Genomic DNA, 25,916 nt, shown 5'->3' on the forward strand with positions numbered 1-25,916 from the left:
CTACCCTCCTATTTTGAATATTGTCCGACTGTATATTCTTCAATCACTTCTCCATGTATCAAATGACGTAAAACAATGTCCTTTGCTTTCTTAGCATCAATCAATACATAAGTTGTCTTATGATTATCTTTATCAAAGACTTCTACAATGGGTTCTAAAGCACACATGCCAATACAGCCAGTCTGCATAACCGTTACAGGTAAATGGGCTTTTGCGACTTCTTCAACAAGTGTATTTAAAACAGGTCGTGCTCCGGCCGCAATACCACAAGTGGCCATACCAACGACAACACGATAATCCTGATCACCACTGCCGCGCATAGCCATTTTCTCTTTAGCCTCATATCTAATCTTCTTTAATTCATCTAATGACTTCATTTCCACATACCCTCCTTTATATAATCTTTTAACCAAAGTATAATCTCAGGTTGATTAATAGGAACATCCTCAAGCAATTCTTTAATTTCCTGTGTATCTAAAACAAATTCCCTATCATCTTCCTGGTAACGAAAACAATAATCTATATGTTCATCATATTGAAGCAAGGAAACAACTGTTTCCACTAAATCTCCCATTGGTGGTGTATCAATATGATTTTTGACATACTCACCAATAATCGTTGTTCCTTTGTTTTCTTTTGAATCAATAAAGAAATATCCACCGGTCATTTCCACACTTTCTTTAAACATCGGAATTCCTAAACCAATAGAACGTGTTGTTCGTGTTGTATAAAAAGGATCAATCACTTTTTGTAATGTGTCATGATTCATACCACAACCATCATCACGAACTTCAATATGAATTTTATTTTCTTTTTGACTATTCACAATCCATATGTGTATCAAATGAGCACCAGCACGTATAGAATTTTGAACAATATCTAAAATAGTCATAGCGATTTCTTGCATATTCTTTGACTCCATAATCTCTTTAATTTATCTTCATCAATGGTATATATAGGTTCTTGAATATCTTCCAATTGATGAGCATCACTATTGATAAAAACATATTCATCTTTAACATTTGGACACAGTTTTTTTAAATCATGATGTTCTTTTAAGCATGTCACTTCGATACCATCATAGTCTAAGTCTTCTGGTATCCCATGATAAACTTCATAAATGCCATATTTTTGAGCCAGTACATGCGCTAAAATAATAATCCCTTGAAAACGATGAATAGCTTCTACAATTTCATAAATATTTAAACGTAAAGAATTCAATAATAAATATTGTTCTTCATCTTCAATCTCATCATTGACATCAAATATATATTGATGACCATAATATTGGCGATCGTTTTCTTGTTTGATAAGATGCTGTTCTATCCACTGTTGAATAGGTTTTAAATCTGTGCCTCTTTGAAAATACGCTAACATATGAATGTTTTCAATGCTTTGTAATTCTACACCATGTATAAAGTTGATCTTTCCTTCTAATATGGGACTTTGAATCACTTTTTCTAAATAATATTGTTGTTTTAAAGAATTATGATCAGTAATCGCAATAAGATCTAACCCTTTGATATAAGCCATATTGAAAATATTATGAATTGTCATTGTGTCATCACTGCAAGGTGACAAGGCAGAATGAATGTGTAAATCATAATACATACTATAAACCTAAAGCTATCAGCTCTTTAGCAAGATGAAAAGCATCCTGTTGACTGACAAATAATGGAATTTGTAGATCCGTTGCTTTTTGAATCGTTTGCCTGTCAGGATAGTTATTTTGAACAAAGACAATTCCTGCAAAATCATGCAATTCAGCAATCGCAATCACATTCAAATGCTTTTGTACAGTTAACCATAACATACCTTCTTGACCACTTGCCATGACAACACTCAATAAATCACCAATATAAACATCCTGAATATCCTGATTGAAAGAAACATCATTAATAGATTGTAAAGGTAATTGTAATATCTCTTTGACTTTCATCATTTCACCTTCTTTTTAACACGACACAATGAATCATCCACTTCTCCACTGGCAATGCGCATAGCCAGACTACGACAATTGGCAAAGCCACAGCTGCCACAGTCGTATTGTGGCAAAGTTTCCAAAATGGCATTGACTTTATGAAACCAGGCCATACGTTCTTTAAAAGTTTGTTTTTGTTCATTGACACGACGCTTTTTAAAATATTCATTATGTTTTAATGCAACAGCAGGTGCATCACATTGAGATACCATACTTTCAATACGAAAACGTCCTTCAAATGGGTTATTCCATAAATAATAGCCACCAATACACCCCTGATAACAATGATACAAGGCAATCAGCTGAATATGTTTTAACTGATCAAATTCAATCAAATCTAAAACCATACGAATCTGAGATAATCCTTCAACACTCACCACAGATAAACGATGATCACCAAATAAATCACTGACATTACTTTTGATACCATCTGCGTTTATAGTCATCTCTTCCTTGCCTTTCCCTTTTCGTTTATTAAAATGAGGAAACATTCTAGAAATACTCAAAGCATAATCAATCTGTGAATCCATTTTCCCAAGCGGTTCTTTCGCAAGTGTTAATTTACCTACACATTCACAGAGTGAAAAGATTCCTATATCTTTTCCCTTGTATTTTTCTCTTAAACGTTTAGCCGCAATTTCGACTGGATAATCATAAGGCAATAGATGATCAATCAATGTTGGATATTCCTGCTTAATTAATCTGTTAATGGTTGGACAAAATGATGTCAGCATCACCTGGGATGAGTTTAAACTATCCTGTAATGCCTGTTGATAAAGTTGTCCTTCAATATCACTATATTGAACAACTTCATCAAAATGAAATTCTTTTATCGCATAAACAAAATCTTTAAGTTCATCGAATTTTTGGAAATCTGAAAGTATTGATGTTGGTATTAATGCAATATTATACTCATGTTGTTGAAATGCTTTTTCCAGATTGACCTCTCTTATTCTTAACTGTTTATGTTGACATGATTGAACACAGACATGGCAATGAATGCAGTGTGCATCATCAATTACAACTTTTCCATTGATAATAGATATAGCTTCTGTAGGACACGATTTGACACATTTAATACAACTTGTGCAGTAATCACCTAAAAAATGGATAACAGGTTTCATTGAAATGTCATGCGAATATGTGTTCCCTCTTTTGAAGATGTCATCTCAAAAGAAGAAGCTACACTTTTCATATTATATAATCCCATACCTGCACCAAATCCCAGTGATCGTGCTTTTGCAGAAGCGGTTGAATAACCTGGCTTTTGAGCTAATTCAAGATCTTCAATTCCTGGTCCTATATCATCAAATAAGAGCTGAATCAATCCCTCATCATCAATTTCAAAAGTAACTGTACCACCATCAGAATGGATGACAATATTCATTTCTGCTTCATAACAGGCAATTGCGACAGCTTTAAGAACAATGCGATCAATACCAATAGATTTGAGAGTTCTTTTAATATCTGTAGAAACTTTTCCAGCATCTTCATAATTATCTTTTTCTACCTGATAAACTTTTTTCATTATCTCATTCCTTGTCTATAAAGTTGTCCACATACCTCAAACATTGTCTGATTCGTTTGAAAGATATTGATATGCAAATCTTTTGCTGTTTCGATAATATGACAATCAATCGGTTTTCCTCTTACAAAAAGAACAGTATCTAAATCAAGTACTTCGGCAGTTCTTAATGACTGAACATTAGAAAGACCCGTTAAAAACAAAACATCCTCAGTTTCATTTTTCAATAATGCTAAAGCATCAGACATTAAATCTGTCGCAAAACCCTTGTCATAATTTTTTTCATAAATATTTTCATCAGCAATATAAATGGCCCTGGCATCCAACATATCAATAATGTCTTTCATCAACATAGTTCTTCTTCCTTTAAGTAATCAAGAATCAGCATTTTCAAATCTTCCAGTTGTTTTTGACATCCAAATACAGTGCCATCAACACTGACAACAGGAGCTAAACCACAGGCTCCAACACAACGTGTGGCATCAATGGAAAATAATCCATCTTCACTTGTCGAATTGACTTCACATTCTGTCATTTCACAGAGTAAATCCAAAATCGTTTGAGCACCATTGACATAACAAGCTGTTCCCAAACATACAGAAATGATATGTTTACCTTTTGGTTCTGTTGTAAACTGTGAATAAAATGTCACAACACCATAAACTTTAGAAACGGGAACATTTAATGCTTCAGCTATTTTTTCCATTGCTTCAAAAGGAATATATCCAAGTTCATCCTGAATATCATGAAGCATTAATTTCATGGGACCACGCTCATCTTTATGCTTATCAACAATAGCGTCAATTTTATCTAAATACTCTTGTTTTAAACCACCCATACACATACTCCTTTCTTCTTCATATGTTCATTATAACATAGTTTGAAAGCGCTTAACATTAAATTTATTTGTTTATCAAAACAAAAAAAGATTATCAGAATCACTAATAATCTCCTCTTTGATGAAATTCTTTTTTATTACCACTGATTTGATGTCTTTCCCTCAATTTCTCTTCTATATCCTCAACCTGAATACCTTGTTGATACATCAAAACCAATACATGATAAAATAAATCACTGATTTCACCAATTAATTCTTCTTGATTGTTGTTTTTTGCTGCAATAATTGTTTCACTGGCTTCTTCGCCTACTTTTTTACAGATTTTATCAACACCCTGTTCCAATAAATAATTTGTATATGATTTTTCAACAGGATGTACCTGTCGATCTGCAATGACATCATAAACTTCATGAAAAATATTCTTTTCAAAAATGTAAGGTATGACTTCCTGAAAAAAACATGAATAGGCTCCAGTATGACAGGCTGCTCCAACCTGTTCAACCAGAATCAGTAAAGTATCCTCATCACAATCTAAATACATCCCTTGAATATATTGGAAATGTCCAGATGTTTCTCCTTTATGCCAAAGTTCCTGACGTGAACGTGAATAAAAATAAGTTTCTTTGGTTGTCAACATTCTTTCATAGGCCTCTTCATTGACATAAGCTAACATCAATACATCCTTTGTTTTGACATCTTGTACAATCGCTGGGATTAACCCATTTCCTTTTTCAAAATCTGGTTTCATCAATTCTCAATTCCTCCTTACTGGAATGTGATGACTGGCACATAATGCTTTCACATCATCAATAGTCGCTTCCTGATAGTGAAATAAAGAAGCTGCCAAGGCACCATCACAATTTGTTTTTTCAAATACTTCCACAATATCTTCCTGATTCCCACAACCACCACTGGCTATAACGGGAATAGAAACAACATCAAGGACTGCATTTAACATATCAATATCAAATCCATCACGGGTTCCATCTTTATCCATAGATGTCAATAAAATCTCACCAGCTCCCAGCTGTTCACATTGTTGAACCCATGTGATTAAATCCAATCCCGTATTTTTTCTACCACCAGCCATATAGACATCATAACCACTGTGGTCCTCACGCATCTTGGCATCAATTGCCACAACGACACACTGCACACCAAATTCATCTGCAGCCTGTTGGATCAATTGTGGATTTAAAATCGCTGCTGAATTAATAGAGACTTTATCTGCTCCACTGGATAAAATCATACGAAAATCATCTAAAGTACGAATACCCCCACCGACAGTTAATGGAATCGACAATTCACTAGCTGCACGTTGAATGAGATCTTTGATAATATCGCGATTTTCATAAGTCGCTGTGATATCTAAAAAAACAACTTCATCAGCACATTGTTCATCATATCTTTTCGCAATTTCAATAGGATCACCCACATTTTTTAATCCTACAAAATTCACTCCTTTGACAACCATACCATCTTTAATATCTAAACAGGGAATGATTCTTTTGGCAAGCATGATATCACCTCTTTCAAGTCAATCTGACCTTCATAATAAGCTTTTCCAACAATACAGCCATAATAACCTTGTCTGGCTGCTTCCAAAATATCTTCAGCTCCTTTTACACCGCCAGAAACAATGCAATGTAAAGATGTTGTGTCTTTGATTTTTTGATAGATGGGAAATGATGGTCCCTGTAATGTACCATCTTTAGAAATATCTGTACACACAATATATTGAACTCCCATTTTTTCTAATTCCTGTAAAAAATCTAAGTAGTATATCTGTGTATTGACAAGCCATCCTGAAGTCGATACAAATCCATCTTTGATATCCACGCCCACAACAATACGTTTAGCTCCGTATTTCTTTAAAGCTGTTTTTAAAAATTCAGGATTTTCAATAGCTGCCGTACCTAAAATCACACGGTCAATCCCTATTTTTTCTAAGTATAGTTCTACCGTATCCATCGTTCGAATGCCACCACCGACTTCAATAGGAATAGAGATGGTCTGACGAATTTTTTGAATTGTTGAAAGATTTGTTGTTGTCCCATCTTTAGCTCCATCTAAATCTACTACATGTAAATAATTGGCTCCCATATTCTGAAACTGTAAAGCCAGTGTTTCTGGTGATGAAGAATAGACTGTTTTTTGTTGATAATCACCTTTATATAAACGCACTGCCTCACCATCTTTTAAATCAATTGCTGGAATAATAATCATTGCACCATCTCCTTAAACGCTAATAAAATTTTTCTTCCAACTGCACCACTTTTTTCAGGATGGAACTGACATCCCATGACATGATCTTTTGCAACAACAGCCGTAATCTTGGCTTGGCCATATTCACAACAGGCAATGAGTTCATCATCGGTTGGATAAGCCATATAAGAATGAACAAAATAAACATAATCCCCATTTTTTATATTTTTCATTAAGGGATGATCTTGTGTGAGAATCAGTTCATTCCATCCCATATGTGGGATTTTGGCCTGCACATCCATCAGTTTGACTTCTCCCTTTAAAAAGCCTAATCCTTCCGTTGGAGTCACTTCATAACCTTTTTCAAATAAAATTTGCATTCCTAAACAGATTCCCAATATTGGAATACCCGCTTCTTTTCTTTCTTTTAAAATATCAATCAGATCATATTTCTTTAAATGTTCCATCGCTACTGGAAATGTTCCTACACCAGGCAGTACAATTCCTTTGGCCTGTCGAATCACATCGTGATCTCGACTCACCACAACATCCATACCAAGTTTCAAAAAAGCATTTTGCACACTCATTAAATTTCCAACATGATAATCAATAATCACAATCATCTTATAAAACTCCTTTTGATGACACAATCTGATCTTGATGATTTTCATCAATCATGACTGCCTGTTTTAATGCACGTGCAAAGCTTTTAAACATCGCTTCAATAATATGATGTGTATTTTCACCATAGCTTTCATGAATATGCAAAGTCATCATAGCATGATCACTGACTGCTTTAAAAAACTCTTTTGTCATCTCCGTTTCATATTGACCAAGTTTCATACAAGGCAATTGTGCATGATAAACAAGGTAAGGACGACCACTTAAATCAAGTGTTGTTGTGACGAGTGCTTCATCCATGACAATAGCCATTTGACCATAGCGATAAATGCCTTTTTTATCACCTAATGCTTCTTTGATACATTCCCCTAAAACAATTCCTAAATCTTCTATTGTATGATGACTATCTACGTTTAAATCACCATGACAAATCACTTTTAAATCAAAACCACTATGGAAAGCCCATAATTCAAGCATATGATCCATAAATCCAATACCTGTATCAATTTGAGCTATCCCTTGCCCATCTAGATTTAAGGACATATCAATAGATGTTTCTCTTGTTTCACGCTTTATTTGACTTTTTCTCATATGTATCCTCCTCAAATCTCACTGCAACACTATTGGCATGTCCATCTAATCCTTCTTTTTTGGCAAATGTGATAACATCATCTTTCAATGCTTCTAAAGCTGCTTTTGGATAATAACTGTATGATGAGTATTTCACAAAATCATAAACACCTAAAGCACTATAAAATTTAGCTGTTCCTCCGGTTGGTAAAACATGATTTGTTCCTGACATATAATCACCAAGTGGTTCTGGTGTATATTCACCTAAAAATATAGATCCAGCATTATGAATCAGTGGTAAAGTATTCATTGGATTTTCTACAAGCACTTCAAGATGTTCAGGCGCAAACTCATTAGAAACCTGAAACGCTTCTTCTATCGAATTCACAATAAATGCTCCACCATAGTTCTGTAACGATTCTTCAATAATTTCTGTTCTTGGTAATAACTGTATCTGTCGTTTCAACTCTTCATTGACCTTTTCAACAAGTGAAGGCGATGTTGTGACCAAAAGAGCACTGGCTAAACGATCATGTTCCGCCTGACTCATTAAATCGGCTGCAATATATTTAGGATTGGCTTTGTCATCTGCCACAATTAAAATCTCACTAGGTCCAGCAATCATATCAATGTCTACTCGGCCATAACAGCATTTTTTAGCTGTCGCTACATAAATATTGCCTGGTCCGACAATTTTATCAACTTTTGGTAAGGTTGCTGTTCCTATCGCAACTCCAGCAACACCATGAGCGCCCCCTACCTTATAAATTTCATCAATCCCACAAACATAGGCTGCTGCTAGAATGCTAGGATTCACTTTTCCATCAGCTTTTACTGGCGTGATGATAATCAAGTTTTGAACTCCTGCAAGCTTCGCAGGAATTGCATTCATCATAACAGTTGATGGATACGTTGCTGTTCCTCCTGGTACATATAAAGCCACTTTTTCTAAGCCTCGTACTAACTGTCCCATCATGACACCATTTTCCTTATATAATGACCATGATTTATCCACCTGATGTTGATGAAAAGCTATTAACTGTTCTTTAGTACGCTCTAAAATACGCATAAAGTCTTTACCAACACTTGTGACACCATCCAAGATTTCTTGTTTTGAGACAATCAAATCTTTAGGATTATCAATCATGAAACCATCTAAATCTCGACAATACTTCATTAATGCCTGATCTCCATTTTTTTCAACATCTTCAATCATATTCATGACAGTATCATTGACCTGTTTGGTCATTTCAGTTTTACGTGATGAAAACTTTTGCACAACATCCTTAAACTGCCCTTGTAAATCATAAACTTTTAACATCTTGTTACTCCCCTTTCAATTTATAAATCAAATCAAAGATTTCTTCTTTTTTAAATTTTAAACTCACTTTATTGACAATCATTTTTGTAGAAATATCACTGATTTTTTCAATAACCTCTAAACCATTGGCTTTAAGCGTTGAACCTGTTTCTACAATATCCACAATAGCATCACTTAATCCCACAACAGGCCCCAGTTCTACTGAACCTTCCAGCTTTATGATTTCAACATCTTCCTGTTTTTGGTTAAAATAATCCTTAGCCACTTTGGTATATTTAGAAGCAATACGTTTACGACGATGAAAAACTTTATCTTTGTAACCAGGATAAGCAGCGACTGCAAAATAACATTTTCCAATATCCAAATCCAACATTTCATAATAATCCTGGAAATCACTATCTTCTAAAGTATCTTTTCCTACAAAACCGACATCAACGATCCCATGTTCTAAAAAAGTCAAAACATCATTGGCTTTCGCAAAAATCATTGATAAACCATCAGGAGTTTCAATCATGAGTTCACGGTCTTTATGAAAAATAGGTTCCATATCAAATCCCTGTTTTGATAACAATTGACAAACCTGCTTTTCAATACGCCCTTTTGTAATGGCTATTTTAATCATGCTTCTTCCTCCTTTTCTAAAGCTTTGAGAATATGACTTAAATCATAACTAAATCCAATTGCAGGAACCTGCCTTTGAAAATGATTCATGAGTTTATCATAACGTCCACCATTCATAATAGGTTCAGCACTATAAGGCGAATACCCCTTTAACATAATACCTGTATAATATTTCATCATTGGCGTCATAGCTAAATCAAATGTTAAAATGTCTTTCATCTTTGATTGTTGATATAAATGAATGCACTCTTCAATAGCCTCTTTTAATAATGGATCATCTATCAGTGATTGAACCTGATATAAAACTTGAATATCACCAAAAGCTTGAGGTAACATCAACAACAAATCATGGAGATGACTATCAAAATGATGACTCTCTACAAAGTCTTTCATAGCACTTAAATCACGTCTTTTTAATATATTGACAAATTTCTCATCATCCACTATTTCAACTAAACGGTTATAAAATTGAGCCGATCCCATTTCAATGCGTAATGTCTTTAATCTTAAACACTGCATTGTTTCTAAAACAAGCTCTAAGCATTCTAAATCTCCCGCAACACCTGCTTTTCCAAGCAATTCAATACCTGCCTGAAAAAATTCACTGCTTCTTCCTTTATGTCTTTTTTCTTTACGATAAACCTTCCCAAAATAACAATATCTTTTTTCACCATTTTCTTTTTGTGAGCTATACAATCTTGCTAGTGGAACTGTAAAATCCACTCTCAATGCCACTCTTTTGCCTTCATAATTGATATATTGAAACATCTTTTCTTCATCAATTCCAATATCCATATCATTATAAAGTTCCACATATTCAAATGATGGCATTAAAACTTCTAAATAGCCATGTTCAACAAAAATATGTCTTAAATCATTTTCAATATCTCTTAACTTAGACACATTATTCATAATGGCATCAATACTTTCTTCAGGTATTAAATATTTAAACTCTTCCATGTCAATCCTCCTTTAACAAAAAAGACGAGTCTTAATGACTCGTCCAAACCTTCTATAAGTCATTAGATACACCCATTTATAAAGTATATGCAAAACGGGCTGTATCTTTCATAGATATAACCCTAAGTGTTCCAATGGTGATGGCGATGAAATTGTTGATTTAAAATTGTCTTTTTCATAAATATCACCTCATTTTTTATCATTCTAACACATTTAAAAGATAAAAAAAAGAATTTTTTATAAAAACTTTATAAGTATTCTCATCTATCATATTCATAACTTAAAAATCAACTTTTAAAGACTTATATAAAAAAAGAAAGGTCAGTAAAACCTTTCTATCAAACTTTACCATGCATTATCTACAATGTTATGTCCATCCACACGATAAAGATAATCAGTTGTCCAGCTTGTGTCATAAGGCTCATTATGCGTTTGATGTGTAGATGGCATAAAACGAACACTATAAAATCTTGTTCCAACGTAGTTTTGGTCCTGTTTCCTCATTAGAATAATATCCTGCACTGTTTGAGATTCTGCTACCGAGGAATCAATACGTCGTGTTATATAAACACCATATTGATCATCATTTTGTGAATAGATGGTCATATCCAATATTTGCACATCTAAAATAACACCCTCACTATTATCTATTCGTGTGATTCCTTGATCAATACTTTTTACAGCTTGATAAATATCATCTTCATCTTGCACTTTAATAAGATTTTCATCCGATTTTATAGTTGAAATATCATCAACTTCCAGTAGTTGAGTATAACTTGCATAACGTTGCTGGTCTTTTTCTTCCTCTGCTATTTCATATGATTCTTGCTTAGATTCTTCTTGTGAGGAATCTGTTGATTCATTGGTTGATATAGATTTTTCTGTTTCTTGTTTATTTAAATCTTCTTCAAATAAATCCGGATTTATTCTAAGAGTATTATTATATTGTCTATCCAATTGATAAATTTTACATTCATCATTATCCAATTGAATAAGATAATCATGTAGTTCATCTGATATATATAAAATTTGATTACCTACAAGAGAAACCTCACATACATCTTGATTCATAACAACTTGATGTTGTTTAATAACTAAGTTCATCCACTCATTTCCATATATACATCCTTCATATTCATCTATGAAGCTATCTTGATCCTGTGTGATTTTATTCATTGCATAAAATTTATAAGTATCATCGTAGGCAACATAAAAAACATCTTCAAATTGACCCACTCTTTGAACAAAATTGGTATCTATTTCAAAAACTTTTTGTCCAAATAAATAACGTACGTTATCATAAAGAGTCAACTGTTTATCATCTATACGATAAGCTAAATATTGATCATGATAATTGAAATAATTAAGTTTTCCAAATGGTAATACTATAAATAAACCAATGATTATACATCCTATTAAATATATAGGAAAAGAGTGTTTTTTCATTATCAAAACAAGTCCAATACTTATTATCACAACAAGTATAATGATAAGCTCTATCCATAATCCAGTCCAATCAATAAGATAAGTATTCATTAATAAACAATAACCAACACCTGTGATAAGCTTCATCACAACTGAGCAAAAAGCTACAACAAGTAATATAAGTAAAAGCATAGACATTTTTCTTTTTGGTGTCATTGTTGAATCTATTACCTTTGTACACAAAGATTGAAAATAATTGACAACATCTCTATCATATTCAATATATAAAATAAAATCTTCAAAAAAAGCGATAATAACTTTTGAATCATATTGTACCTTTTTAAGAGATGTTAAATCAAAAATACGATTTTGATAAAAGAAACGATGATTTTCATCAATAATAACTAAGTCACTACTAATCGTTTGTTGAAGCTTATTCATTTTTTTCTTTTTTGCAATAACAATAAATTCTAAACATAAAATCCCCAATGCTATAATAATTCCTATAGAACTCCAATGAAAGTCTATACATACTAAACCAATAGAACATCCTATCAAAATAATAAGGAAAATCATAATAGTGAGTCTATTCTGTCTTTTATAACTTATACGATCTTGCATTCTTTGAATATGTAATTCCACTTTCTCACCTCATTTTCTGAGATAGACAGACAAATGATTTTTGCTTCACACCTATATATCGGCTGATTACATCACATTTTACCATCAATAAGAAATAAATATTCTTATCTTCCTCACTTAAACTTTCAAAATTAGCTTGACCTTTCGCAATGATGAGATCGGCCTGATGATAAACATCTAAAAACTCTTGACTGACACAAGAAAGAATCGTGCCCAGTGATCCATCCCCATTAGAAATAATTGTTGCATATTGATCCATACCAACTTCATAAGCATCTTCTAATATAGAATCATTAACAACCGGTTTCCCTCTTGTCACAAAATAGATTTTGAGTTGAGGATTCATTGCTTTTATTCTTTTAATCAACAATAAATCAAGACATATTTCACCACAATTATCTCCCAGATAGACTAAAGAAGAAGCATTCATTAAATCTTCTTTTAATCTTTCAACATGATTAATAGTTAAAGATAATTGATCCATATTTTGAAAATAAGTCATCATATCTTTTTGTACATTTTGATGGATAGGACTAAAATCGATAACATTTCCCACAATAGCATATTTAACAGCCTCTTCAAAAGAATGAATCTGGTTATCTAATTGATTCAGTTGTTTTAAAAACATCTGATTATAATCACGTCTTAACTGATAGTAAGGATCATCATGATGAATATACGCTTTGACCATGTCAAAAACTTCACCTATAATTTCAGGGTTTGTTTTTGTAAAATCAACCTGACTCATAGAGGCAAAAAACTGGTGAAACAATTCATCCTGATCCAGACATCCTGTCATACTTGCCATCTTGACAACCTGATTAACCAGACATGGTAAACATTGTTTATTCATTTTCATTGGTTTTATCCTCTTGAGTGAACTCATTATAAGCTTTTAAAAAAGCATCACTATTAAAAACATAGATATGACTTGTTTTTTGATGCTCAACAATAATATGATGCTTAGACTTTTTTTGAATGGATTGAATATTTTGATAAGGAATCAATGTTGGTAACATAGCTGCAACTTTCCACTCATAAATCATCATTTCATTATCAAATAAAATAATCTTATATCTTGCAGTCATTAATAAAAGTGCAATCAATGATAATAAAAGACAACCTATGGCCTGTGGTAAAGCTTTTTGCATAAAAGCATAAAGACTTAAAATCATCAATATAATAAATAAGAAAAGACAAAATAAAAATGTTCGATATTCTTTAAATTTTTTCATCATTTTTTATCACCTCTTGTAGTTTAACATATTTTATAAAGAATGAAAACTTTATTCATAACATTATAAAAAATTATTATTTTCAAAACAAATCTATCATTTAATTCTATTTATACTAAAAAATAAGAATTATTTTATCTAAATTTCAAAAAATGTAATAATTTTTTATTAAAATGCTTGTTTTTTATTTATCATTGTATATAATAAGTTCAAGGAGGATTCAAACTATGAAATATATTGAAAGAGTTTTAGAAGATGTAAAAAGAAAAAATGCTGATCAGCCTGAATTTATTCAAGCTGTAGAAGAAGTCTTGGAAAGCTTAGAACCTGTTATTGAAGCTCATCCTGAATACGAGGATATGGCTATTTTAGAAAGATTGGTAGAACCTGATAGAGCCATTATGTTCAAAGTTCCTTGGCAAGATGATCAGGGAAAAGTTCATGTCAATAGAGGATATCGTGTTCAATTCTCAAATGCGATTGGACCATATAAAGGTGGTTTAAGATTACATCCATCTGTCAATTTAGGAATTATTAAATTCTTAGGTTTTGAACAAATCTTTAAAAATTCATTAACAACTTTACCAATTGGTGGAGGTAAAGGTGGTTCTGATTTCGATCCACAAGGAAAATCAGACAATGAAATCATGCGTTTCTGTCAATCATTTATGACTGAATTATATCGTCATATTGGACCAGACGTTGACGTACCTGCTGGGGATATTGGAACAGGTGCCAGAGAAATTGGATATATGTATGGACAATATAAAAGAATCAGAGGAGCCTATGAAAATGGTGTCTTAACTGGTAAACCATTACCATATGGTGGATCTTTAATTCGACCTGAAGCAACTGGATTTGGTGCTGTTTATTATGGTAAAGAAGTTTTAAAACACTTTAATGATTCTTATGAAGGTAAAACAATTGCATGTTCAGGTTATGGAAATGTTGCCTGGGGTGTATGTTTAAAAGCCAGAGAATATGGTGCAAAAGTTGTATCTATTTCTGGTAGAGATGGGTATGTTTATGATCCTGATGGAATTACAACTGATGAAAAAATTGATTTCTTATTAAAAATCAGAAGTTCAAATGATGTTAAACTTAAAGATTATGCTGAAAAATTTGGATGTGAATTCCATGCTGGTGAAAAACCATGGGGATTAAAAGTTGATATGGCTTTCCCATGTGCAACACAAAATGAAATCGGATTAGAAGAAGCTAAACAATTGGTTGCTAATGGAGTGAAATATATTATTGAAGGTGCTAACATGCCTACAACACCTGAAGCCATTACTTACTTCTTAGAAAATGGTGGAACTTTAGGACCTGCAAAAGCAGCAAATGCTGGTGGAGTTGCTGTATCTGCATTAGAAATGGCTCAAAACTCTATGCGTTATAGCTGGAGCGCTGAAGAAGTTGATCAGAAATTACATGATATCATGGTTGATATTCATGACTCTTCAGTCAAAGCTGCTCAAAAATATGGTTTAGGTTACGACTTAATTAAAGGAGCTAATATTGCTGGATTTGAAAAAGTTGTAGCTGCTATGATTTCTCAAGGAATCTATTAATAAAAAAAAGATTGTCAAGATATCATTGATATTTAGACAATCTTTTTTATTTTCATAAATAAAGCATCATACTTATTAACGATTCTTGCGATAACTTAATAATAATGGTATGACATTCACCACAAAAGAACCTATTACAAATATCCATAGCATCATAGATAATGTTGGTGCAACATCTGCAATAGCACTCCAATCCCCTGCTAAACTCCAAGACGCTATCATTTGATACTGATCGCAAAGTGTCAATGCCATCAAGAATAAGGAAAGAACCATAAAAATATGATAATTTTTACCAGCATTATACATATACAAATTCAATAAAGTCATGATAAGAGTTAATATTCCAAATATAATCCACATATATTTCTCCTCCTTTTAAAAAATAGGAAACATTGCTGTTTCCTATTATTCTTCAACAGGTAATTCTTTTAATTCTTCCTCACCTGTTACATATTTTAAAATGGCAATAGCTGCATCTTTTGGTCCTTGATGTTCGTTTCCTTTAATACCTAAACGTGTACGCAACTGACCAACTTTTACACCTTGCTTAAACATTCTTTTAAAATAATCCTGTAAAATAGGTTCAGTCTGTTCTCTTCTTTGAACTGGTCCAAATGGATTCGCAAAATAGCTTCCTACAAGTCCATATTCTGTTGTTGTTCCTTTTGCCATACGATTTCCTGCTCTGAAGACTTCTAAAGCTTCTTCTGGTGTATCAAAGAAACTTAATGCTTCACCATCTTCATCATAGTTATTTGCATATAAGAACAAATCAACATCATGTTTTGCCACAACATCTTTATAGTCTGTAATTGGAATGACAATACGTGCATTGACTTTATCTGGATTCATAAAGACTGAACGGTCTAATTCTTTAAAGCTATATCCTGCATCCAAGTCATCTAATCTGACAAAAGCTCCAATTTCAGTTCCTGAAGTCTTCACTTTTCCTTTATCACCAAGTGAAAGTACTCCCATATCATCATAGATTGTCTTTAAGTCTGTAATATAAGCAGCTCCAATCACTTTAATCTGTTCAATTGTTTCACTCTTACCAGCTCCACTATCACCCATAACAACGATATTTTTTGTTTCACCATTATGAAGTGTCATTTTAACCATAGCTCCATGGATTGGTAATTCACGATGATTAATTTTTTGAACATTATGCAATGTTAAACACATTTTTTTCATATATCCAAAATAATCAAAATCATCACTTGCTGATAATAAAGCAACAATCATATCATTAGATTCATCCTGATAGAAAGCCTGATTCATTTCACCATCTTCATAACCATAAACATAAATTAAGTCTGGTTTACGATTACGATATTCAGATTCATCAGCCAAATCAAACAAGTTACATAATGTTACACCTTGTGCCATAAATTTTACGTTAAAGTAAACAAAACATAACAAATCTCCTACTTTTGCAGGATAACATAACCATGATTCTGCATCAAACTTTTTATCTTCAATAGGATTTGTTTTGATTTCTGGAAAGACTCCATCACGTTTATTACGTTTAGAATAAGCAATAAATGGTGGATGAATAACAACAGATTCAATAAATGGAATTTCATCTAAATTACGATATTCATATGGTAAAAATGGTCGCATATGCGTTACAGCTAAACCAGCATTTACCCCTGCAGTAATCTGACGTAAAACTTTATCTTTCTTTCCAATCGCTGATTGAATAGAACGATAAACTTCTAATACCAATTCTTCAAATTCACTTTGTGCATCAGCAAACTGAACATTTTGATAACCTGCTCTTTTTGTTTCATTAAAAACAATTGCATATCTTTGTAAACGACGCCAGAATAAATAAATATCTTCAACCAAAGCAATAAACATATCACGATCTTTAAAATATGCTTTTGTCTGAGAACGCATAGCACAAACTTCTTCTACTGACATGACTAATAATAATTTAAAAACATCTCTTAAATCTCTTAATAAGTCAACATCATCTTCTTCAATAGCATGTAAATATTCATAAATAGTTGTATCAGTTCTTTTAATATGTTTAATATATTTTTCTAAAACTTTCGCAAAAGACTCACTTTCAATTAATTGACAACGACTTTGACAGAATTCTTCAGAAAAATTTAAAATTGCATTACCACGAGTAATATTAAATTTATATGCCATATTTTCACCCTTTCCTTTGAGAGATGTTTTTCCATCTTTCAAATATGAATCAATTCTATCAAAAAAATGCCATCTTGACTACAAAAATCATAAAATTTATGAAATGATAGCGGTTTTATTTTCTATTTTGAGTTGATTTTCATTTTTTAACAGTATTTTTTCTATATAATAGACAGAAAGGTATATATTTTTATGAGAAATATAAATATGTTGATTATTTTTACTTACATTTATACAATTTCCATTATATCTGATTTCATCTCTTCCAAAATCAATATGATAAGTCACATCATGTAATTGATAAACCATCGTATGTTTACCATAGTCAACATAGACCTTGGCATTTTGATCTTGAATCACAAACCAGTTATATAAATCATTAAGAGACAAATAATATTGATTATCTTTTTGAAATCCTTTGAAATCAAACGTATAGATTTTCTCATCTTTATGATATGTGCCTATATAAGTTGTCATAGCTCCCTGATATTCATAATAACGACTTCGATGACAATACATATATCCAATCGTTCCAATGAGTAAACATAAAATCACACCAACTAACAATACACGTTCATATCTTAATTTTTTCATAAAACCTCCCAAAAGAAAAAGGTCTTATCAAAAGACCTTAAAAAAGACACGACCAACAACCTGATCATCAAAATCAATATATCCTATATTTCTAGAGTCAACACTGTGATTACGATTATCCCCCATCACAAAAATCTTACCTTCTGGAATATCATAAGAAAAATCTTCATTACCTTCCATAGGTCCATTGATATAATCTTCATTCAGTAATTGACCATTACGATAAAGCTGATTATCTTTCATTTCAAGACGATCACCTGGCAACCCAACAATTCTTTTAATAATCTGATCTTCACCCTCCCCCACATGATACTTCACAACAACAATATCATTATAAGAGGGTTTCCCTCTTTTATAAAAGAATTTATCAACCAAAATGATATTTCCATTTTGATAAGTCGGCTCCATTGATGAACCCACAACTCTTGATATTTGAACAAAATATAGAACGCCCAGTGTGAAAACCACTGTTATAATAATGACTTTGATATATTCTAATAAAGATTTTTTAAAATCACTTTTTTCCATTTTTCTCGCCTCTGATGTATTATAGCATACTATTTTCCATCTTTTAAGCGTGTTCTTAATTTTGTCACAATTTTCTTTTCTAATCGAGAAACCTGTACTTGAGAAATACCTAAATATTTCGCAATTTTATCTTGATTATAATCCAATTGATAACGCATATAAATAATCATTTTTTCTTTATCATCCAGTTTTTCCATTTCCATTTCTAAAGCAATCTTTTCAAACCACATTTCATCACTTTTATCAATCAGACGGTCTTCTACACTGATCGTCGATCCATCTTTTTCATAAATGGGTTCATTTAATGATGTTGGATAATAAGAAGCATCTATGGCTTCTACAACGTCCTGTGGTTCAACACCTAAATACTTGGCGACATCTTCAATCGTTGGTTCCTGATTGTTTTGACTTTGCAGGTATTCTTTTGCTTTGGTGACTTTAATATTTAATTCTTTTAAAGAACGAGAAACTTTAATGGTTCCATCATCTCTAAAATAGCGTTTAATTTCGCCCATAATAATGGGTACTGCATAGGTTGAAAACTGAACCTGATATGATGTATCAAAATGATTAATAGCCTTCATCAAACCAATACAGCCAATCTGAAATAAATCCTCTTTATCATAATAACTATTTTTAAATCTATGCACAATTGACCAAACTAATCCTAAATTATCTTTAACGACCTCTTCTTTAGCCTGTTCATCCCCTAAACGGACTTTTTTTAAAAGATCCAATGTTTTAGATTGTGTCATGATTCTTTAAACTTTTTGTGATGATAAGTTTTGTTCCTATATTGACAACACTTTCTATTTCTAACTGATCCGCCAGTGTTTCAATAATGGTTAATCCCATTCCTGCATGTTCAAGGTCTTTTGCAGTTGTATAAAAAGGTGCTTTGACTTCTTCTAAATTTTCAATCCCCTTACCATAATCCTGTACAATCAGTTGAACCTGACGTCCATCAATCTTCATTTTCATAACCACAGAACATTCTGTATTTTGATTATAACCATGAATAATAGCATTACTGACTGCTTCTGATACAATTGTTTTCCATTCAATAATTTCATCAATAGTTGGATTTAAAGGTGTTAAAAAAGCCGCTACCGTTGTTCTGGCAAAATTTTCATTATCCAAGATAGCGCTAAAACTGACTTCCATTTGATTCATAATGTTCCCTCCTTTAAATTTTCTATTGATTCATAATAAGGCATAATCTGAAACATTCCTGTTAATTCAAAAAGACGATAAGCCACAGGATTTAATCCTGTTAAAATCAGTGTACGATGTTCAAATTTCAACTGATTATAACGTCCTAGCACAAGTCCTATGCCTGAACTATCTATAAAAGATGTATTTTGAAAATCAAAAATCACATCTTCTTCACTCTCATCTATCAAATCACTTAACTGTCCACGATAAACCGGTGCCATAACACTATCAATTTCACCATAAAAATGAACAATAATCAGATGATTTGCTTTTTCAATCTCTATATGATTATCCATATCTCTTCCTCCTTCTTTGGTATCATATACCAATTCCAAATGAAAAAAAATCGTTTCGCTAAAACTAGAACTTATTCAACAAAACTAGAATATTTATGCAAAATAAAAAATCCATCACAAGATAGATTTTTAAAGTAAAACTTTGAGTTGATTGACGACTTTTTCTACAAAAGATAAGGCTTCAACATCTGTTTTCACAGTAACATCAAAAGAACCAATATTAATATCTCCACGCATCAATAACAGATGACCAACCACTTCACCTTTTTTTAATGGTGGCACAAGATTTGTATAATTCATCTGATAAGTGACTTTGGTCGTATCATTTTTATCTTGAACATACTGAATATCATCTTTTGCTATGATTTCCACTTGAGATACACGGGCATTATCAATGTTAACTTTTTCAATGACATCATTTTTTTGAAATAAAGTGATGTTTTCGTATAAAGAAAATCCATAATCCAAGAGTTGTGATACTTCCTGATTTCTGACTTTAGGATCACTTTCTTTTAAAACAATCGCTATTAATCTTAAACCATTTCTTTTGGCAGTTGAAACAATGCAATAGCCTGCTTCTTTGGTATAACCTGTCTTTAATCCATCAGCTCCCTGATAAGATTTCAATAACTTATTCGTATTCACAAGCCAAAACTTATGAGCAGTATCTTCACGGATATAACTATCGTATAAAGAAGTTGTCTGTAATAAACGTTCTCCACCCATTTCTATTAAATAGGCGGCCATTGTTCCTAAATCCAAGGCACATGTATAATGATTATCATCATGTAAACCAGTAGGATTCACAAAGTGAGTATTCACCAATTTGAGTTCCTTCGCTTTTTCATTCATCATTTTCACAAAATTATCATTCGTTCCAGCAATACGTTCTCCAATCATCACACAGGCATCATTAGCAGAAGCAATACTAATCGCTTTAAACAAATCTGCGACACTCATTTTTTCTCCTTCTTCCAGATAAATCTGGCTACCACCCATACTGGCTGCATAGGCGCTACATGTCAACTCTTCATCCCATTTTAAACTGCCTTTTTCAATAGCTTCAAAAAGTAAAATCATGGTCATAATCTTTGTGGTAGAAGCTGGAAAAAGCTTTTCTTTTTCATGATTTGAATAAAGAACCTGTCGACTTGATGCTTCCATTAATAAGGATGCTGAAGCATTTGGTGCTAATTTTAATTCTTCTCCATGAACCGGTGTTATCTGGAGACATAATACAAAGACACATAAACAAATCAACCATTTTTTTATCATCAAAACACCTCAATTTATTATATGAAAAAAAGCGAAAAACAGTCCATTTTTACAAAGATTGTTTATGCTTACTTCAACAAAAAACTTATTCTATTCACTTCATTCATTTTTGTATCAAAATGATGACAAATCATAAAAACCACATATCTCATAAAAATGAGAAATGTTGATCTCATTTATTATGTAGACATATTAACAAAACAAATCATTTGTACAATTTGTTGAAATAATGAGTTTATATGTCGAAAAATATCGTTTTTTACAAAGTTTTAGACTTACATGTCTGAAACTATTGTTTTTTATATTTTCGGATATAATATATAAAAAAGATAGAAGGAATTTCATGACTAAGCTTATAAACCGTCCCGAATATTGAAATCAGCTCATTTCAAACAAAGATATTCATCTTGTTAAAATTGTAACTGGTATTTGCAGATGTGGGAATAATGTAAAGTTTTATATAATGGTAAAATAATTTTATCAATGGATAGAAGCTATATTAAATCCTATGAGGGTATCAAATCTTTATATCTCATTGATTGGCTCTTATCTTAAAAATGCAAGATGGTAATCCACCTTGCATTTTTTATATATCCAAAGATAATTGTCTGTTTTTATAACTTTTTTGTTTAGCCTGCTTGATAATATCATCTTCATGAACATGTCCTATCAGCAATGGAGATAAAGGATCATGAAGTTGATAGTTCTCTATAACTTTTTGCTTATTTTCATTTGCATAACAATATAAACAACCATGTGGGCATGTATTATATTCCCCTATATCACGACTAGGATAACAATGACAATGTTGTCTTAAAGGCTGACTAGACACAGATATAAAATCATATCCTGTTATATCTTTGAGTATTCTCGCATTCAAACAACTTTGTGATAAAACACCATACTCTGAAAAATCATATGGTTCTGCACACATTTGAATCTGAAATTGATATTTTTTAGCAATCTGTACAAAAGCTTTTACTAGCTGTTGTTGCCAAAACAAAGGAACTTCCTGAATACCAGGAAAGTTTCTTTTTGTTTTTTGATAAAGATCAATAAAACTGATCACACAATGATGAACATAACCTTGAAGCTGAGAGAGGATATCTTCAAAATAATAAAGATGCTTCTCTATTGTATATTCCTGATTGATAAAAATAGGATCATATCTGATGCTAACAGATTGCTTTCCTAATTGAGAAGATAGCTTTTGAATGTCTGATATGACATTTTGATAATCAGGAACATGAGGCTCTATATCGCGACCATAAGGCGTTATAGTCACATAGAAAAAAGAAGGATAAGGCTTCAGTTTATCTAAACGAGATAATATAGGTCGAGGATTTTTTGTACAGAAAATAAAACAATCAACAACATCCTCATTAATCAAATATTTGGTAATCTGGGTTGGATAATAAGGATTTCTCACATAGACATATCCTTCTTTGATACGTTGAAATATCCAGTCACTATAAAAAGCAACGATATCTGTGCGACCACTTATATTAAAAATCATCGTCTACTTACCAGTTGGTATAAAAGGAATAATACTATTGGCGACTGTTGATATTGGCATTGTCTGTAAAACGACACGTCCTGGTCCTGTAATCACTGTATTGAATAAACCTTCGCCACCTAATAATTTATTTTTCATGCCTGGTACACTTTGTATTGACAATTGACACGTCGCATCCATGATAGCCAGATTTCCTGAATCAACAATCAATTGTTGACCTGCTTCCAGCTGATATTCAACCGTTGCGCCATCAAGTTCAATAAATGCAATACCATGTCCCGATAAACGACTCATAACAAAACCTTCACCACCAAAAAGTCCTGTAGATACTTTTTTATTAAAGAAAACACTTCTTTCTACTGTTTCTTCACATGCCAGAACAGATGATTTTTGGACAACGATTTCCTGTCCAGGTGCAATATCATATTTACGAATTTCACCAGGAAATGAAGAACCAAAAGCAATTTTACCAGCTTCTCTAGCCTGATAGACATTTAAAAACATTGTTTCACCTGAAAACATTCTCCCAAAAGCTTTCCCTATACCACCGCTTGTTGTTTCCATCGTCATACATGGATCCATCCAAGCCATAGCTCCACTATCACTCACCATTTTTTCTCCCTTTTCTAATTCACAAATGACAACTGGAAAAGGGGTTCCTTGAATTTCATACTTCATTCTATACTTCCCTCACTTTCTAAAGTTTTTATAATCAGTTCTGCTGTTTTTTGATGTGATGCTAGAGGAACCTGATGCACATCACAAACACGCATTAAAGCATTAATATCTGGTTCATGTGGCTGTGCTGTCAAAGGATCTCTAAAGAAAATGACAAAGTCCATTTTTCCTTCTCCCACATATCCTCCAATCTGCTGATCTCCACCATATGGCCCAGATAAACAGCGATGAACTTTCAAATCTGTATTTTCCATAATTTTAAGTCCTGTTGTTCCTGTCGCAAACAGTGTATGCTGTTTAAAAAAAGATTCATGTTTTTTCACAAATTCAATCATTTCCTGTTTTTTAGAATCATGTGCTATCAAAGCTATATTCATCCCTATCACCTCCTATTTTTATTATACATGAAAAAAAGCCTTCATCAAAATGAAAGCTTATAAAATATGTTTTTCAATAAATTTTCCAATACCATCATGATCATTATCGTCAGTGATATAGTCAGCGACGCTCTTTGTCTTATCACTACCATTCGCCATCACAACACCTACACCAGCATGAAGTGTCATATCATAATCATTATCGGCATCTCCAAATGTACATAATTGTTCCATTGAAATATCATGCATTGCCATAACTTCCTGTAATCCATGTGTTTTTGTCACTCTTGGATCCATATATTCATATAAAACACTGGCTGTTTTTAAAGAAGATGACTTATATTTATCATTTGAAAATGTCTGACTTCTTTCCACAACTTTATCCATATATTCAGGATTACAGATAATAATCAGTTTAGGACGTGGTTCCTTTAAGAATTCATCAAAATCTACAACCTCATAAGGCACACGATCATCTCTAGATAACATTTGAATATAATCATCATCTTTTGGTGCATACAATACACCTTGATATGGCACTGCAAAATTGACATCCATATCTTCATAATGATGAATAATGTCTTTAATCAGTTCTCCATCCAGTGGATAGCTTGATTTATCGACTTGAAGAGTATAATCATAAATTTCAGCGCCACCTGTTCCTACAATTGCATCTACCAAACCATCAATACCCCAAATATTTAAAAGCGTTTTGACACTATGCACATCTCTACCAGTTGATAAACCAAATAAAATTCCTTTTTCTCTTGCTTTTTTAATCATTTCTACTGTCATTGGTGAAACAATTCCTTGACTATTTAATAATGTTCCATCAACATCACACATAATTGCTTTAACATCCATAAATGAAACCTTCTAAATATAATATTTTGTATAATAATAAATACGTAAAACATCAAAAATCATCATCATCTGATAATTGAATTGAATACCATCAAAACGTCCTGGGACCTGAATCACATATTGTGCTCCTAAATCATTTTTATTTTTATATTTAACATTTTGTGTCAATAATACAATTTGAGCATCCTGGATATTTTGATGCGCACTTTCTTTTAAATAATCATGCAATGTTCTTCCTGTTGCACTCATAAAAATAACGACATCATCTTTTTGGAATTGAAAATCTTTCACAAAATGATGATATTGAATCACTTCTTTACCAAAAGTAATAAAATCCGTCTGGAACTCTACAGCAATACTTGTTGGATACAAAGCTCCAATAAGAATCACACGTTTATTTTTAAATATAAGTTCACAGATTAATTCTAATTCCTTCACAAGATTTTCTTTATCATAAGATGAATCTAATTGTTCAATTAATCCAGCAGCAGAAACACCTAACATACGTGCACGAATCTGAGAAACACGAAGCATATAATCCGCAATCAGTTCGTCTTGAAAATCTTCATATGTCTGGAAACCTAAGTGACGACAGAAATCTAAAATCTCATCTTCACTAAAATGCCCTTCCTCCATGACCCTTTGCAATGAATAATCTTCCATCTCCACATAATGATGAACAATAAACAATCCAATGCGATACATATGGTCATCATCTAAACATCCATTTAAATACTTTAAAATTCTTGATAAAACAATGTCCATAAAGAAGCCTCCTTATCTGATAATTTTATTATAATCCTTTTTTATCAAAAAACATGTTTTTTTCTCAAATAGATAGAAGACATAATGATTGTATCAAAAATAATAATCAAATACTTATTTTTCTATGAAATAA

The 25,916-nt window shown here is 32.2% G+C and carries 33 protein-coding genes; 1 reads left to right on the forward strand and 32 read right to left on the reverse strand.

What is annotated here, in order from left to right; all coding sequences use genetic code 11:
- Positions 1-8: 8 nt before the first annotated feature.
- The 19 genes from B5E87_RS01980 to B5E87_RS02070 form a co-directional block, all read right to left on the reverse strand.
- Positions 9-377, reverse strand: a complete 369-nt coding sequence (locus B5E87_RS01980) for a (2Fe-2S) ferredoxin domain-containing protein (protein ID WP_087243270.1) — start codon at positions 375-377, stop codon at positions 9-11.
- A complete protein-coding gene (locus B5E87_RS01985; RefSeq protein WP_087243271.1) occupies positions 374-907 on the reverse strand; it encodes an ATP-binding protein in 534 nt (177 codons plus the stop codon). Before B5E87_RS01985 ends, B5E87_RS01980 begins: the two co-directional genes overlap by 4 nt.
- On the reverse strand, positions 889-1,611 hold the full coding sequence (locus B5E87_RS01990) for a PHP domain-containing protein (RefSeq protein WP_087243272.1): 723 nt from the start codon (positions 1,609-1,611) through the stop codon (positions 889-891). The genes B5E87_RS01985 and B5E87_RS01990 overlap by 19 nt, the downstream gene beginning before the upstream one ends.
- Before the next feature lies 1 nt (position 1,612).
- Entirely contained in the window at positions 1,613-1,939 is a 327-nt protein-coding gene (locus B5E87_RS01995; protein ID WP_087243273.1) for a hypothetical protein, read from the reverse strand.
- Positions 1,939-3,105, reverse strand: a complete 1,167-nt coding sequence (locus B5E87_RS02000) for a [Fe-Fe] hydrogenase large subunit C-terminal domain-containing protein (protein ID WP_087243274.1) — start codon at positions 3,103-3,105, stop codon at positions 1,939-1,941. Before B5E87_RS02000 ends, B5E87_RS01995 begins: the two co-directional genes overlap by 1 nt.
- Complete coding sequence (locus tag B5E87_RS02005; protein ID WP_087243275.1) at positions 3,102-3,509, reverse strand: ATP-binding protein; 408 nt, start codon at positions 3,507-3,509, stop codon at positions 3,102-3,104. The genes B5E87_RS02000 and B5E87_RS02005 overlap by 4 nt, the downstream gene beginning before the upstream one ends.
- The gene (locus B5E87_RS02010; RefSeq protein WP_087243276.1) at positions 3,509-3,859 is read right to left on the reverse strand and encodes a hypothetical protein; all 351 of its coding nucleotides are present in this window, start codon (positions 3,857-3,859) and stop codon (positions 3,509-3,511) included. The genes B5E87_RS02005 and B5E87_RS02010 overlap by 1 nt, the downstream gene beginning before the upstream one ends.
- Positions 3,853-4,344: an NADH-quinone oxidoreductase subunit NuoE family protein gene (locus B5E87_RS02015; protein WP_087243277.1), complete on the reverse strand. Its 492-nt coding sequence runs from the start codon at positions 4,342-4,344 to the stop codon at positions 3,853-3,855. Before B5E87_RS02015 ends, B5E87_RS02010 begins: the two co-directional genes overlap by 7 nt.
- Before the next feature lie 103 nt (positions 4,345-4,447).
- On the reverse strand, positions 4,448-5,092 hold the full coding sequence (gene hisIE / locus B5E87_RS02020; protein ID WP_087243278.1) for a bifunctional phosphoribosyl-AMP cyclohydrolase/phosphoribosyl-ATP diphosphatase HisIE: 645 nt from the start codon (positions 5,090-5,092) through the stop codon (positions 4,448-4,450).
- Positions 5,093-5,098: 6 nt separating this feature from the next.
- Complete coding sequence (hisF, locus tag B5E87_RS02025) at positions 5,099-5,863, reverse strand: imidazole glycerol phosphate synthase subunit HisF (RefSeq protein WP_087243279.1); 765 nt, start codon at positions 5,861-5,863, stop codon at positions 5,099-5,101.
- Complete coding sequence (gene hisA, locus B5E87_RS02030; RefSeq protein ID WP_087243280.1) at positions 5,833-6,570, reverse strand: 1-(5-phosphoribosyl)-5-[(5-phosphoribosylamino)methylideneamino]imidazole-4-carboxamide isomerase; 738 nt, start codon at positions 6,568-6,570, stop codon at positions 5,833-5,835. Before hisA ends, hisF begins: the two co-directional genes overlap by 31 nt.
- Positions 6,567-7,172: an imidazole glycerol phosphate synthase subunit HisH gene (gene hisH, locus B5E87_RS02035; protein WP_087243281.1), complete on the reverse strand. Its 606-nt coding sequence runs from the start codon at positions 7,170-7,172 to the stop codon at positions 6,567-6,569. The genes hisA and hisH overlap by 4 nt, the downstream gene beginning before the upstream one ends.
- 1 nt (position 7,173) lies before the next feature.
- Positions 7,174-7,761, reverse strand: coding sequence for an imidazoleglycerol-phosphate dehydratase HisB (gene hisB, locus B5E87_RS02040; protein WP_087243282.1), 588 nt, complete (start codon positions 7,759-7,761; stop codon positions 7,174-7,176).
- Positions 7,736-9,061 carry a histidinol dehydrogenase gene (hisD, locus tag B5E87_RS02045; RefSeq protein ID WP_087243283.1) on the reverse strand — a complete coding sequence of 442 codons (1,326 nt, stop codon included), beginning with the start codon at positions 9,059-9,061 and terminating at the stop codon, positions 7,736-7,738. The genes hisB and hisD overlap by 26 nt, the downstream gene beginning before the upstream one ends.
- 4 nt (positions 9,062-9,065) lie before the next feature.
- The gene (gene hisG / locus B5E87_RS02050; protein WP_087243284.1) at positions 9,066-9,683 is read right to left on the reverse strand and encodes an ATP phosphoribosyltransferase; all 618 of its coding nucleotides are present in this window, start codon (positions 9,681-9,683) and stop codon (positions 9,066-9,068) included.
- Positions 9,680-10,642 (reverse strand): ATP phosphoribosyltransferase regulatory subunit, encoded by a 963-nt coding sequence (locus B5E87_RS02055; RefSeq protein ID WP_087243285.1) that lies wholly within the window; start codon positions 10,640-10,642, stop codon positions 9,680-9,682. Before B5E87_RS02055 ends, hisG begins: the two co-directional genes overlap by 4 nt.
- A gap of 345 nt (positions 10,643-10,987) precedes the next feature.
- On the reverse strand, positions 10,988-12,709 hold the full coding sequence (locus B5E87_RS02060; protein WP_087243286.1) for a hypothetical protein: 1,722 nt from the start codon (positions 12,707-12,709) through the stop codon (positions 10,988-10,990).
- Positions 12,710-12,713: 4 nt separating this feature from the next.
- Complete coding sequence (locus B5E87_RS02065; protein WP_087243287.1) at positions 12,714-13,568, reverse strand: damage-control phosphatase ARMT1 family protein; 855 nt, start codon at positions 13,566-13,568, stop codon at positions 12,714-12,716.
- Positions 13,555-13,947 carry a hypothetical protein gene (locus tag B5E87_RS02070; RefSeq protein WP_087243288.1) on the reverse strand — a complete coding sequence of 131 codons (393 nt, stop codon included), beginning with the start codon at positions 13,945-13,947 and terminating at the stop codon, positions 13,555-13,557. Before B5E87_RS02070 ends, B5E87_RS02065 begins: the two co-directional genes overlap by 14 nt.
- 224 nt (positions 13,948-14,171) lie before the next feature.
- Between B5E87_RS02070 and gdhA the strand changes: the two genes are divergently transcribed.
- Positions 14,172-15,515: an NADP-specific glutamate dehydrogenase gene (gdhA, locus tag B5E87_RS02075; RefSeq protein WP_087243289.1), complete on the forward strand. Its 1,344-nt coding sequence runs from the start codon at positions 14,172-14,174 to the stop codon at positions 15,513-15,515.
- A 75-nt stretch (positions 15,516-15,590) separates the two neighbouring features.
- Here the strand turns inward: gdhA and B5E87_RS02080 are convergent, their stop codons facing one another.
- The 13 genes from B5E87_RS02080 to B5E87_RS02140 all read right to left on the reverse strand — a co-directional run bounded on the left by B5E87_RS02080 (position 15,591) and on the right by B5E87_RS02140 (position 25,783).
- Positions 15,591-15,875, reverse strand: a complete 285-nt coding sequence (locus B5E87_RS02080; RefSeq protein ID WP_087243290.1) for a hypothetical protein — start codon at positions 15,873-15,875, stop codon at positions 15,591-15,593.
- 45 nt (positions 15,876-15,920) lie between these two features.
- Entirely contained in the window at positions 15,921-17,675 is a 1,755-nt protein-coding gene (locus B5E87_RS02085) for a phosphoenolpyruvate carboxykinase (RefSeq protein WP_087243361.1), read from the reverse strand.
- A 96-nt stretch (positions 17,676-17,771) separates the two neighbouring features.
- A complete protein-coding gene (locus tag B5E87_RS02090; protein WP_087243291.1) occupies positions 17,772-18,269 on the reverse strand; it encodes a hypothetical protein in 498 nt (165 codons plus the stop codon).
- A 27-nt stretch (positions 18,270-18,296) separates the two neighbouring features.
- The gene (gene lepB, locus B5E87_RS02095) at positions 18,297-18,797 is read right to left on the reverse strand and encodes a signal peptidase I (RefSeq protein WP_087243292.1); all 501 of its coding nucleotides are present in this window, start codon (positions 18,795-18,797) and stop codon (positions 18,297-18,299) included.
- Positions 18,798-18,826: 29 nt separating this feature from the next.
- Positions 18,827-19,552: a SigB/SigF/SigG family RNA polymerase sigma factor gene (locus B5E87_RS02100; protein ID WP_087243293.1), complete on the reverse strand. Its 726-nt coding sequence runs from the start codon at positions 19,550-19,552 to the stop codon at positions 18,827-18,829.
- Complete coding sequence (spoIIAB, locus tag B5E87_RS02105; RefSeq protein ID WP_087243294.1) at positions 19,539-19,970, reverse strand: anti-sigma F factor; 432 nt, start codon at positions 19,968-19,970, stop codon at positions 19,539-19,541. Before spoIIAB ends, B5E87_RS02100 begins: the two co-directional genes overlap by 14 nt.
- The gene (locus B5E87_RS02110) at positions 19,967-20,308 is read right to left on the reverse strand and encodes an STAS domain-containing protein (RefSeq protein WP_087243295.1); all 342 of its coding nucleotides are present in this window, start codon (positions 20,306-20,308) and stop codon (positions 19,967-19,969) included. The genes spoIIAB and B5E87_RS02110 overlap by 4 nt, the downstream gene beginning before the upstream one ends.
- Positions 20,309-20,437: 129 nt before the next feature.
- Positions 20,438-21,583: a D-alanyl-D-alanine carboxypeptidase family protein gene (locus B5E87_RS02115; protein ID WP_087243296.1), complete on the reverse strand. Its 1,146-nt coding sequence runs from the start codon at positions 21,581-21,583 to the stop codon at positions 20,438-20,440.
- Between the two features lie 586 nt (positions 21,584-22,169).
- Positions 22,170-23,099 (reverse strand): DUF1848 domain-containing protein, encoded by a 930-nt coding sequence (locus B5E87_RS02120; protein ID WP_087243297.1) that lies wholly within the window; start codon positions 23,097-23,099, stop codon positions 22,170-22,172.
- Positions 23,100-23,102: 3 nt separating this feature from the next.
- Positions 23,103-23,777 carry a TIGR00266 family protein gene (locus B5E87_RS02125; protein ID WP_087243298.1) on the reverse strand — a complete coding sequence of 225 codons (675 nt, stop codon included), beginning with the start codon at positions 23,775-23,777 and terminating at the stop codon, positions 23,103-23,105.
- Entirely contained in the window at positions 23,774-24,154 is a 381-nt protein-coding gene (mgsA, locus tag B5E87_RS02130) for a methylglyoxal synthase (protein ID WP_087243299.1), read from the reverse strand. The genes B5E87_RS02125 and mgsA overlap by 4 nt, the downstream gene beginning before the upstream one ends.
- Positions 24,155-24,211: 57 nt before the next feature.
- Positions 24,212-25,018, reverse strand: coding sequence for a Cof-type HAD-IIB family hydrolase (locus B5E87_RS02135; protein WP_087243300.1), 807 nt, complete (start codon positions 25,016-25,018; stop codon positions 24,212-24,214).
- A gap of 12 nt (positions 25,019-25,030) precedes the next feature.
- Positions 25,031-25,783: a MurR/RpiR family transcriptional regulator gene (locus B5E87_RS02140; protein WP_087243301.1), complete on the reverse strand. Its 753-nt coding sequence runs from the start codon at positions 25,781-25,783 to the stop codon at positions 25,031-25,033.
- Between the last annotated feature and the right edge of the window lie 133 nt (positions 25,784-25,916).

This window comes from Massilimicrobiota sp. An142, assembly GCF_002160725.1.
Classification (GTDB): Bacteria; Bacillota_I; Bacilli_A; order Erysipelotrichales; family Coprobacillaceae; genus Allocoprobacillus; species Allocoprobacillus merdigallinarum.

What these genes read in the sequence shown, in the direction of transcription:
- B5E87_RS01980 (WP_087243270.1), bottom strand. Translation starts at nt 377, where the DNA reads ATGAAGTCATTAGATGAATTAAAGAAGATTAGATATGAGGCTAAAGAG.
- B5E87_RS01985 (WP_087243271.1), bottom strand. Translation starts at nt 907, where the DNA reads ATGCAAGAAATCGCTATGACTATTTTAGATATTGTTCAAAATTCTATA.
- B5E87_RS01990 (WP_087243272.1), bottom strand. Translation starts at nt 1,611, where the DNA reads ATGTATTATGATTTACACATTCATTCTGCCTTGTCACCTTGCAGTGAT.
- B5E87_RS01995 (WP_087243273.1), bottom strand. Translation starts at nt 1,939, where the DNA reads ATGAAAGTCAAAGAGATATTACAATTACCTTTACAATCTATTAATGAT.
- B5E87_RS02000 (WP_087243274.1), bottom strand. Translation starts at nt 3,105, where the DNA reads ATGAAACCTGTTATCCATTTTTTAGGTGATTACTGCACAAGTTGTATT.
- B5E87_RS02005 (WP_087243275.1), bottom strand. Translation starts at nt 3,509, where the DNA reads ATGAAAAAAGTTTATCAGGTAGAAAAAGATAATTATGAAGATGCTGGA.
- B5E87_RS02010 (WP_087243276.1), bottom strand. Translation starts at nt 3,859, where the DNA reads ATGTTGATGAAAGACATTATTGATATGTTGGATGCCAGGGCCATTTAT.
- B5E87_RS02015 (WP_087243277.1), bottom strand. Translation starts at nt 4,344, where the DNA reads ATGGGTGGTTTAAAACAAGAGTATTTAGATAAAATTGACGCTATTGTT.
- hisIE (WP_087243278.1), bottom strand. Translation starts at nt 5,092, where the DNA reads ATGAAACCAGATTTTGAAAAAGGAAATGGGTTAATCCCAGCGATTGTA.
- hisF (WP_087243279.1), bottom strand. Translation starts at nt 5,863, where the DNA reads ATGCTTGCCAAAAGAATCATTCCCTGTTTAGATATTAAAGATGGTATG.
- hisA (WP_087243280.1), bottom strand. Translation starts at nt 6,570, where the DNA reads ATGATTATTATTCCAGCAATTGATTTAAAAGATGGTGAGGCAGTGCGT.
- hisH (WP_087243281.1), bottom strand. Translation starts at nt 7,172, where the DNA reads ATGATTGTGATTATTGATTATCATGTTGGAAATTTAATGAGTGTGCAA.
- hisB (WP_087243282.1), bottom strand. Translation starts at nt 7,761, where the DNA reads ATGAGAAAAAGTCAAATAAAGCGTGAAACAAGAGAAACATCTATTGAT.
- hisD (WP_087243283.1), bottom strand. Translation starts at nt 9,061, where the DNA reads ATGTTAAAAGTTTATGATTTACAAGGGCAGTTTAAGGATGTTGTGCAA.
- hisG (WP_087243284.1), bottom strand. Translation starts at nt 9,683, where the DNA reads ATGATTAAAATAGCCATTACAAAAGGGCGTATTGAAAAGCAGGTTTGT.
- B5E87_RS02055 (WP_087243285.1), bottom strand. Translation starts at nt 10,642, where the DNA reads ATGGAAGAGTTTAAATATTTAATACCTGAAGAAAGTATTGATGCCATT.
- B5E87_RS02065 (WP_087243287.1), bottom strand. Translation starts at nt 13,568, where the DNA reads ATGAAAATGAATAAACAATGTTTACCATGTCTGGTTAATCAGGTTGTC.
- B5E87_RS02070 (WP_087243288.1), bottom strand. Translation starts at nt 13,947, where the DNA reads ATGATGAAAAAATTTAAAGAATATCGAACATTTTTATTTTGTCTTTTC.
- gdhA (WP_087243289.1), top strand. Translation starts at nt 14,172, where the DNA reads ATGAAATATATTGAAAGAGTTTTAGAAGATGTAAAAAGAAAAAATGCT.
- B5E87_RS02080 (WP_087243290.1), bottom strand. Translation starts at nt 15,875, where the DNA reads ATGTGGATTATATTTGGAATATTAACTCTTATCATGACTTTATTGAAT.
- B5E87_RS02085 (WP_087243361.1), bottom strand. Translation starts at nt 17,675, where the DNA reads ATGGCATATAAATTTAATATTACTCGTGGTAATGCAATTTTAAATTTT.
- B5E87_RS02090 (WP_087243291.1), bottom strand. Translation starts at nt 18,269, where the DNA reads ATGAAAAAATTAAGATATGAACGTGTATTGTTAGTTGGTGTGATTTTA.
- lepB (WP_087243292.1), bottom strand. Translation starts at nt 18,797, where the DNA reads ATGGAAAAAAGTGATTTTAAAAAATCTTTATTAGAATATATCAAAGTC.
- B5E87_RS02100 (WP_087243293.1), bottom strand. Translation starts at nt 19,552, where the DNA reads ATGACACAATCTAAAACATTGGATCTTTTAAAAAAAGTCCGTTTAGGG.
- spoIIAB (WP_087243294.1), bottom strand. Translation starts at nt 19,970, where the DNA reads ATGAATCAAATGGAAGTCAGTTTTAGCGCTATCTTGGATAATGAAAAT.
- B5E87_RS02110 (WP_087243295.1), bottom strand. Translation starts at nt 20,308, where the DNA reads ATGGATAATCATATAGAGATTGAAAAAGCAAATCATCTGATTATTGTT.
- B5E87_RS02115 (WP_087243296.1), bottom strand. Translation starts at nt 21,583, where the DNA reads ATGATAAAAAAATGGTTGATTTGTTTATGTGTCTTTGTATTATGTCTC.
- B5E87_RS02120 (WP_087243297.1), bottom strand. Translation starts at nt 23,099, where the DNA reads ATGATTTTTAATATAAGTGGTCGCACAGATATCGTTGCTTTTTATAGT.
- B5E87_RS02125 (WP_087243298.1), bottom strand. Translation starts at nt 23,777, where the DNA reads ATGAAGTATGAAATTCAAGGAACCCCTTTTCCAGTTGTCATTTGTGAA.
- mgsA (WP_087243299.1), bottom strand. Translation starts at nt 24,154, where the DNA reads ATGAATATAGCTTTGATAGCACATGATTCTAAAAAACAGGAAATGATT.
- B5E87_RS02135 (WP_087243300.1), bottom strand. Translation starts at nt 25,018, where the DNA reads ATGGATGTTAAAGCAATTATGTGTGATGTTGATGGAACATTATTAAAT.
- B5E87_RS02140 (WP_087243301.1), bottom strand. Translation starts at nt 25,783, where the DNA reads ATGGACATTGTTTTATCAAGAATTTTAAAGTATTTAAATGGATGTTTA.